This window comes from Furfurilactobacillus sp. WILCCON 0119, assembly GCF_053471565.1.
In genome coordinates this window covers 1-7,873 of the sequence record NZ_JBPCCV010000004.1, presented here as the reverse complement: position 1 = coordinate 7,873, position 7,873 = coordinate 1, and the positions used below count along the sequence as shown (strand labels likewise).

Below are 7,873 nucleotides of genomic sequence, written 5' to 3'. Positions count from 1 at the left end.
AGCAAAAAACGTGGCCTCCCAAATTGACGGTCCATGTCAGTGAGGGGGCTGTTTGTCTTACAGGAGTCGAAGTCTAAAATTTGGGTTGCGTTAGGGAACGGTCACTATTTAACGACGGTCACTGATTTTGGTGAGCGGTACACCACAAAGTCAGTGGTGGAACCGATGACGGAATCAGAAACGGCGTGTTTACCGTGAGCGCCAATAATAACGTGGTGAATTAATGGTTTGGCGGCTTCCCGAACAATGATGTTTTTGGGATTGCCGTAGAGGACCTGAATGTCACAATCATCCACGCCAAGTTTTTGGGCGCGCTGAGCAAAATCTTCCAATTGATGGTGGGCAAAATCAGATTCGTCATTAATGACGCGGGAAAGATTGGGGTCATCTGGTGGCATGTGGTAAGCGGCCTCGTTAATAACGTAGGTTAAGAGGATACCGTAATCAGCTTTCACGGCAACATCAATTGCGAAGTCACGAACAAGTGGTGCTTGGTCTGAAAAATCGACGGCAACCAGTAATTGTTGACGGCTATCAGGCATGACAGGACCTCCATTTCATGAGTTGGCATTGCTTATTTTCGCGTGGTGGGACTTTATTCAATTATTAAAGATTTCGGGGAGACGGGCAAATTAAGTGCCTTTAGGGACCTAGAAAACGGTTCGACTGGAAAACATTTTGTTTTAGCTAAAATTAAAGCCGTTTTACACCCAGAAATGGGCGAGGTTTGGTAGCATTAGGGCAAGCATTTAATGAATGTAAGCGGTAAGCTTAGAGTATAAATAAAAGAAATCGTGAGGTGGCAGGCGTGTTTTATTTTCTTAACACGGGCATTAATCCAAAAAAATCGGGGATCGAGCACGCTGAGATGAAACGGTTAGCGCTTTTTAATGCGCACCAACAAGCGGCACAGATCGTAACCCGCTTTTTCTCCCTTTCCCTGCACCAGACGCTCGCAGACGCAGGCATTGCGGATGAAGACAGCGTTAACTTATTTGATTTTATTCAGGGGACGGAGACGTTTACCCCGCAAAAGACGACCGTGGATGACCTCGTGTTCCCAGCGTCATGGAAACACAAGGTCAATAACGGGGTCAATGAGTTTTTTGATGGCAATCAGTTAATGGCGCGCGTCAATCTGTTTGACCAGAAGACAAAGGCCGTTAGCAATGTGCAGTACTTTGATCAAACTGGGCGGGTCGTTAAGAGCGACTGGTGGGATACCAGAGGGTTTAAAGCACTTGAACAGATGTACGGCAGTAACGGACACGTGGCGACAGAGCAAGTTTTGAATCCTGCTGGGCAACCAGTTTACCAAACGTCCCACATGACGGATCGTCAGGGGAAAGAGCACAATACGCTGTATCGATGGCTCGATTACAAAGGGCAGGACTGGGCGTTTACGGGTGAGCAAGAGATGACCCGGTTCTTTTATGATGAATTAAACCGCCGCAACGGTGAACACAACGTCTTTGTGGTTGACCGGACCTACGAGCTGACGTACCCGTTATTACGGATGCGGACGGCGGCTGTAAAATTAATGCATCTGCACAGTAACCACGTGAATAATCCGGATGAACCACAAACGGCAACGCTAAACTTTAATTACGGAATGGCGATCAACAATCTGAGTGATTGGGATGGGGTCATTACCGCAACGGCTGAGCAAACGGCAGATTTCACTAAACGTTACGGGGATGAAGTGCCTGTGTACACCATTCCGGTGGGGATTGTGCCAGCGGCTGTTAGTGATGCACCGCGCGTCGACTGGTCAGCCCGAAAGCGCGGACAAGTAATTGTCGTCGCGCGATTATCCGAAGAAAAACAGCAGAATCAGATCGTGACGGCGTTTAAGCAAGTTCACGAGCGGGTCCCTTACGCAACGTTGGAATTTTGGGGCTACGCGAATGGCAATACCGGCACAGAGCTACGTGATCAGGTTGCCAGTTTGGATTTAGGCGCTGTTGTCCACTTTAACGACTATACAATCGACATTGGGGCGGTGTATGATCAGGCCCAATTGGCATTGTTGACCAGTCGAGCAGAGGGCTTTGCGTTGTCACTATTAGAGGGACAGTCGCATGGGGTTCCTCAGATTGCCTACGACGTGAAGTATGGTCCACGGGACATTATTCGTGATCAACAAGATGGCCTCTTGGTGACCTTAAACGACGTGGATGCCTTAGCAAATGCAATCGTTGAATTGTTAAACGACGAACCACGGTTGAAACGGTACAGTGAACAGGCGTACCAAGACAGTGAGCGGTATTCTGAAACGGCAGTCTGGGATCGGTGGCAGAAGCTAATTAGTGATGCGAAAAAACAGGGGGCGAACCTGCAATGAACTACTTTGTGAACCAGTATTTGATGGCAATGAATTCTGGTCTGGAGCATGCCGAGTTTAAGCGGTTGCGGGTGTTCCATGATCATGGCGCCGCCGCTCAATTGGTGACGCGAAACTTTGACGGCTTGCTACATGACAACATGAAAAAGTTTGGCCTAGTGGATGATGACATGGTCAATTTGTTTGATTTCTTTCGGGGAACGGAACATTTTGAGCCGACGGTAATGACCGTTGACACCCTCAACCTACCGCGTGATTACAACATTAATCCGGGTGCCGATGACACCAAGGTCTACGATGGGGATCGGTTAGTTGCTGATGTGTTTTTTGCGCCAGGAACGGTGGGCCACTTATACTATGTGCTGATTTATGATGCATTTGGAAACATTACCCAGCGAACGGATTATGATGCGCGTGGATTCAAAGCTCGTGATCAATTTTTCGGTAGCGACAGTCACTTGAGTACCGAGCTATTTTACCGTCCAGATGGCAGCCGGTTTATGGAGCAGTATTACGGACCATCAGCAGGCACACAGGGTGTGCTCACCCAGTGCAAGCTGATGGTTGACGGGGACCATTATTTTAATGATGAAGTGGCGCTAACAACGTACTTCTTAGACCGGTTAAACGAACGGACACCAGAAGAAAACGTCTTTATTGCGGACCGACCGATGGTGACAGATGAACCGTTGGTCAACATGACAACGCCGGCAAGAAAGTACCTTTGGCTACCGACGCCGCATACGGTGGACTTGACGGATCAAGTCTTTGCAAACTTAAACGGGGTCTACACCTACGCGATCCATGAACACATGGCAGCCTTTGATGGTGTGATCACCGCTACCAGACGACAAGCGCAGGATTTGACTCGGTGGCTGGGTGATCATCCAGCCCGGCCAATCACACCGATTTCAGCTGCGGTGGCGTTTGCAGATGATTTAATGGCTGAACCAGTCCCTGTGGCAGAACGAACGGCTGGCCGGCTGATTGTTGTCAGTCGCTTGGAGCCGGATAAACAAGTGGATCAGGCAATCGCAGCGTTTAGTTTGATTCACAAGCGGCTACCCAAGACGACGTTAACCATTTACGGATATGGGTCAGCGCAGCAAACACTTCAACAGCAGGTTGATCAGCTGAACTTAGGTGATGTCGTGACGTTTGCTGGCTACCAAGCGGCAATGGACGCCGTGTATGACGACGCGCAGGTATTGATCAATACGGCCCGCGGGGATGCACAGCCATTAGCGATGATGGAGGCCTTAACGCACGGGGTTCCGGTGGTTAGCTATGATAGTTTGTACGGTCCCCGGGAAATGATTACTGATGGGCAAAACGGGGTCTTGGTTCAACCAGGCAACGTGCAGAAGGTGGCCGACAGTGTCGTTTCACTCTTAAATAGTCGGAAACGGCTGAGTCGCTGGAGTAAACAAGCGGTTCAATTAGCAAAACCATTTAGTGATACAAACGTCTGGAATGCATGGGATGAATTATTACACTAACGAAAAAATAAGCTGTACCGCCATTAATAAGGCCGGTGCGGCTTATTTTTTGTGGTTAAACGACCGAGACTTGACGAGCGTCAATTATTTTAAGTGTCATTGCCACTACACTGAGGATATTCAATTAAAGGGGTGTGGCGACATGACGGTAATGAGATGGATTCAAAGACAGACGCAACGATTGACGGTGATTGCAGCAGGCTTGTTAATCATCGGGATTGGCGGTCGGTTTTTACCATGGCTATGGGTTAGACCGGTTGCGTTAACGCTGGCAGCAATCGTCGCTGGCCTCCCAATCGGCTTACGTGCATGGGGTGCACTGCGCGCCCGGGTGATTAGCATTGAGTTATTGGTTAGCCTGGCAGCGATTGGGGCCTTGATCATTGGCGAAGTCAGTGAAGCGGCCATCGTGACCTTTCTGTTTTTATTTGGGTCATGGTTAGAAGAGAAAACATTGGCAAAAACGCGGCGGTCGATCAAAACGTTGACTGCAATGGCACCAACACAGGCATGGGTCGTTCATGAGGGTGGTGAGCCAGTTGCAACGGATGTTGACGATGTTGAGGAAGGTGACGTCGTTTTGGTCAAGACAGGGGGGCAAGTGCCAGTCGATGGCGTCGTTATGAACGGGACGGGTTATCTCAATGAGGCCAGCGTCACGGGTGAAGCTAAACTGGTTGAGAAGACGGTCGGTGCTAATGTTTATGCCGGGACAATGTTAGATAACGGGACGTTGACTGTTCAGGCAACACGGGTTGGCGAGGAGACAACGTTTGGAAAAATCGTGGAACTGGTGGAAAACGCTCAGGACGCAAAATCCCCGGTTGAACAGTTTATTGATCGGTTCGCCACATACTATACGCCGGCTGTGTTGGTGTTGGCGGTGCTTGTTGGGGTGGTGTTTAAAGATGTTCGGTTGGCCATTACAGTGATGGTCCTTGGTTGCCCGGGGGCGCTTGTCATTGGGGCCCCCGTGTCAAACGTTGCGGGAATTGGAAACGGTGCTCAACACGGTGTGCTCATTAAGGGTGGGGATGTTATGGATACCCTCAGCCGGGTGGATGCTTTGGCGGTCGATAAAACCGGGACGTTGACGAAGGGGGCAACCGTTGTAACATCAGTTAAACGCTACGATGAAAAGGCTAGTCAACGAGCCCTTCAGTTGGCAGCTATGGCTGAGCAAGCGTCGTTTCACCCGCTGGCACAAGCACTGATAACGTACGTTACCAAGCAAAAATGGGACAACGAACCGGGACACGTAACCGCCGTTGAAACGGTTAAGGGGCAAGGATTAGTGGCACAGGCTGATGGTCAGCCATTAGTGATTGGGAGTGAGGCCCTTCTGGTTCAGCACGGTGTTCAACTTTCGTCGGCACAACAGGCGGACATTATGGCTGCCCAACAGGCTGGTCAATCGACAGTCCTGGTGGCAGTTGCCGGGGAGTTACAGGTTCTTGTTGGCATCGCGGATGAGTTGCGCGAAGACGTGGTTGTTAGTCTCAAACAATTACGCCAGTTAGGCATTAAGCAGGTCGTGATGTTGACCGGAGATAATGAGCGAACAGCAGCGGCGATTGGCCAGCAAGCAGGCGTGGATGTTGTCCAAGCTAATTTGTTACCGGAAGAAAAGGTTGCTGCTGTGCAAGCCCTTCAATCAGCGGGGCACACGGTGGCCTTTGTGGGTGACGGGATCAACGATAGTCCCTCACTAGCAGTGGCAGATATTGGGATTGCCGTTGGTAGCGGAACGGATGTGGCTGTGGAAACTTCGGCTGTCGTCCTTATGAAAGGCAGTTTTGCTGAGCTAGTCCATGCGTATGGATTAGCAAAGCGGGTGGTTGCCAATACCCGTGAAAACATCGTCGTTGCAGTGGCGACGGTTGCCCTCCTGCTTGGCGGATTGGTGGCTGGGAAGATCTACATGGCGAGTGGGATGTTAATCCATGAAGTTAGTATTCTCGTGGTTATCCTGAACGCCATGCGATTAATAAGCAGAAAGCCACATAAAAAGGGGCAGAAACTTGATGCGCGTCAAGTAACGGGGGACACATCATCAGTACACTAGAGTTAACCAAGTCAAAGAAACGGAGTGGTCGAAAATGAGTAAAGTGATTTTACAGTTAGATGCCTTGTCTTGTCCCTCATGTATGCAAAAAATCCAGGGTGCACTTATTCATCAAGCTGGTGTTAATGATGTGAAGGTCTTATTTAATGCGGCTAAGGTGAAAGTGGATGTGGATGAAACGGCGACGACCGCGGATGCACTAGCCAACGTTGTTACCGGATTAGGCTATGAAGTTCAGCAAGTTAAAGTTCGTGCTGCAAAGTAAACGGGAGGTAAGTCAATGTCAGTAGAAGAACAGTATCAAGCAGAGTTAAATCAGGCGGAGATTGATCATCATGCACCGACTGCCGGGGCGATGACCGGGCATGTTGTGGCAAATTTATCCGTTTTGATCAATAAACTTCAGCAGATCAAGTGGTACATCAAGGGGCCGGCACGATTATCATTGGTGCCAACATTAACGACATTAATGAAACAAGCAGTGCAGCAACGTGATGACCTGGGCCGGACGTTGTTAGCTGAAGGGGAAGTCACGCCTAGTACCACAGCGGCATTTACGGCGTATGCGATGCTGACCGAGGATGGCCGAACCAAGTATCAACCAGCTGAGCGGATGATTGATCTGCTGGTGCATGATTATGATACAGAAAACCTCTTTATTACCAGGGCGATTAAACTAGCCGAAAGAGAAGACCGGCCTGGTTTGACGGCTCGCTTAACGACATTGTTCATGCATAATCAGGAAACGATTCTTGAGTTGCAAGCGTGGGGTGGCCATGATGCACGAAGTGGGCTCGACGATGAGGATGACGACGATTAGTTGTAACCTGTAACATTCAACAGCATTTGTGGTTTTTGAATTGTATTTCTGTTTGACAGGATTAAAATATAAGCGAAAAGCGATAATTTTAATGTGGGCGGGCAGAACGCGATGAAGGACACAAAATGGGGTAACCGACTAACAAAAGTTGTGGGGAACGTAGTGGTTCCAATTTTGATTGGGATTTGTATCGCACTGTTGATTCGCGCGTTTGTGTTTCAGTTTGCACGGGTCAATGGTCCGTCGATGCAGCCAAATTTGATTGATCAAGAACGGGTGGCCTTAATTAAGGTGGCGCCAATCCACCATAACAGCGTCATTATTTTTGACGCAAAGGGCGAAGATCCGAACGCCACGACACACGTTAATTACGTTAAACGGGTGATTGGCTTGCCGGGTGACACGGTCGAAAGTAAGCAGGGCAACCTCTATGTAAACGGTAAACAAATTGATCAAAGTTACATTGGATCGTCACAACGACGAGCGACAGGAAATTGGAACTTACGAACGCTTGGACGAGAGTATGACTGGCGGACGCAATCAATTACGGTGCCACGCGGACACTATTTTGTCCTGGGGGATCACCGTTCTGTGTCTAATGACAGTCGGTACTGGGGGTTTGTTGATCAAGATAAGGTCGCTGGTGTTGTCAAAGTGCCGTTTTGGATTGGAACGAAGACCAGTCGTGCGAATATTAATCACGGAAATTAATGAAAACGGCCTCCAGAGCGCTTGCTCTCGAGGCCGTGTTTGTCTTATTTGTGGGTCAACCGTGGCGAGTGTCTAGAAAGTTAACTGATTGTTTGTGGGGTAAGGTGTGGTTGCTGGTGATTTAGCTAGTGGTTAACTTAAAAACTTATGACGCACATATAATGAAGTAAAAGACATTTGAAAATAAGAGTTAATCTTTTTTAGAAAAACGCTTGACCTAAGTGCCCCTGGTTGATATAGTAATACACGTTGCTTCGACAGGAAGCGAGTTGCTAAACGGATTTCAAAAAAATGTTTAATTACTTGCTTGACACCTGTTAGACAACATGATATAGTAATTAAGTTGTCAAATGACAGCGAGTTAGATCTTTGAAAACTGAACAACGTTTCGACGAATCAAATGTGTAGGGTCTTTGAACGAAAGTTCAAAACAA

At 48.6% G+C, this 7,873-nt stretch carries 7 protein-coding genes; 6 read left to right on the top strand and 1 reads right to left on the bottom strand.

The features are described from left to right. Window positions 1-104 precede the first annotated feature (104 nt). Window positions 105-542, bottom strand: coding sequence for a universal stress protein (locus ACRYI5_RS07155; RefSeq protein WP_407881113.1), 438 nt, complete (start codon window positions 540-542; stop codon window positions 105-107). Window positions 543-808: 266 nt separating this feature from the next. Between ACRYI5_RS07155 and ACRYI5_RS07150 the strand changes: the two genes are divergently transcribed. The 6 genes from ACRYI5_RS07150 to lepB all read left to right on the top strand — a co-directional run bounded on the left by ACRYI5_RS07150 (window position 809) and on the right by lepB (window position 7,439). Continuing rightward, window positions 809-2,344 carry a glycosyltransferase gene (locus ACRYI5_RS07150; protein WP_448224798.1) on the top strand — a complete coding sequence of 512 codons (1,536 nt, stop codon included), beginning with the start codon at window positions 809-811 and terminating at the stop codon, window positions 2,342-2,344. Then, entirely contained in the window at window positions 2,341-3,843 is a 1,503-nt protein-coding gene (locus ACRYI5_RS07145) for a glycosyltransferase (protein ID WP_448224797.1), read from the top strand. The genes ACRYI5_RS07150 and ACRYI5_RS07145 overlap by 4 nt, the downstream gene beginning before the upstream one ends. Window positions 3,844-3,985: 142 nt before the next feature. Further along, window positions 3,986-5,908, top strand: a complete 1,923-nt coding sequence (locus tag ACRYI5_RS07140; protein ID WP_448224796.1) for a heavy metal translocating P-type ATPase — start codon at window positions 3,986-3,988, stop codon at window positions 5,906-5,908. A gap of 34 nt (window positions 5,909-5,942) precedes the next feature. After that, window positions 5,943-6,173, top strand: coding sequence for a heavy-metal-associated domain-containing protein (locus tag ACRYI5_RS07135; RefSeq protein ID WP_407881107.1), 231 nt, complete (start codon window positions 5,943-5,945; stop codon window positions 6,171-6,173). Between the two features lie 15 nt (window positions 6,174-6,188). Continuing rightward, entirely contained in the window at window positions 6,189-6,728 is a 540-nt protein-coding gene (locus ACRYI5_RS07130; protein WP_448224795.1) for a ferritin-like domain-containing protein, read from the top strand. Between the two features lie 111 nt (window positions 6,729-6,839). Then, on the top strand, window positions 6,840-7,439 hold the full coding sequence (gene lepB / locus ACRYI5_RS07125; RefSeq protein WP_448224794.1) for a signal peptidase I: 600 nt from the start codon (window positions 6,840-6,842) through the stop codon (window positions 7,437-7,439). The last annotated feature ends 434 nt before the right edge of the window (window positions 7,440-7,873 follow it).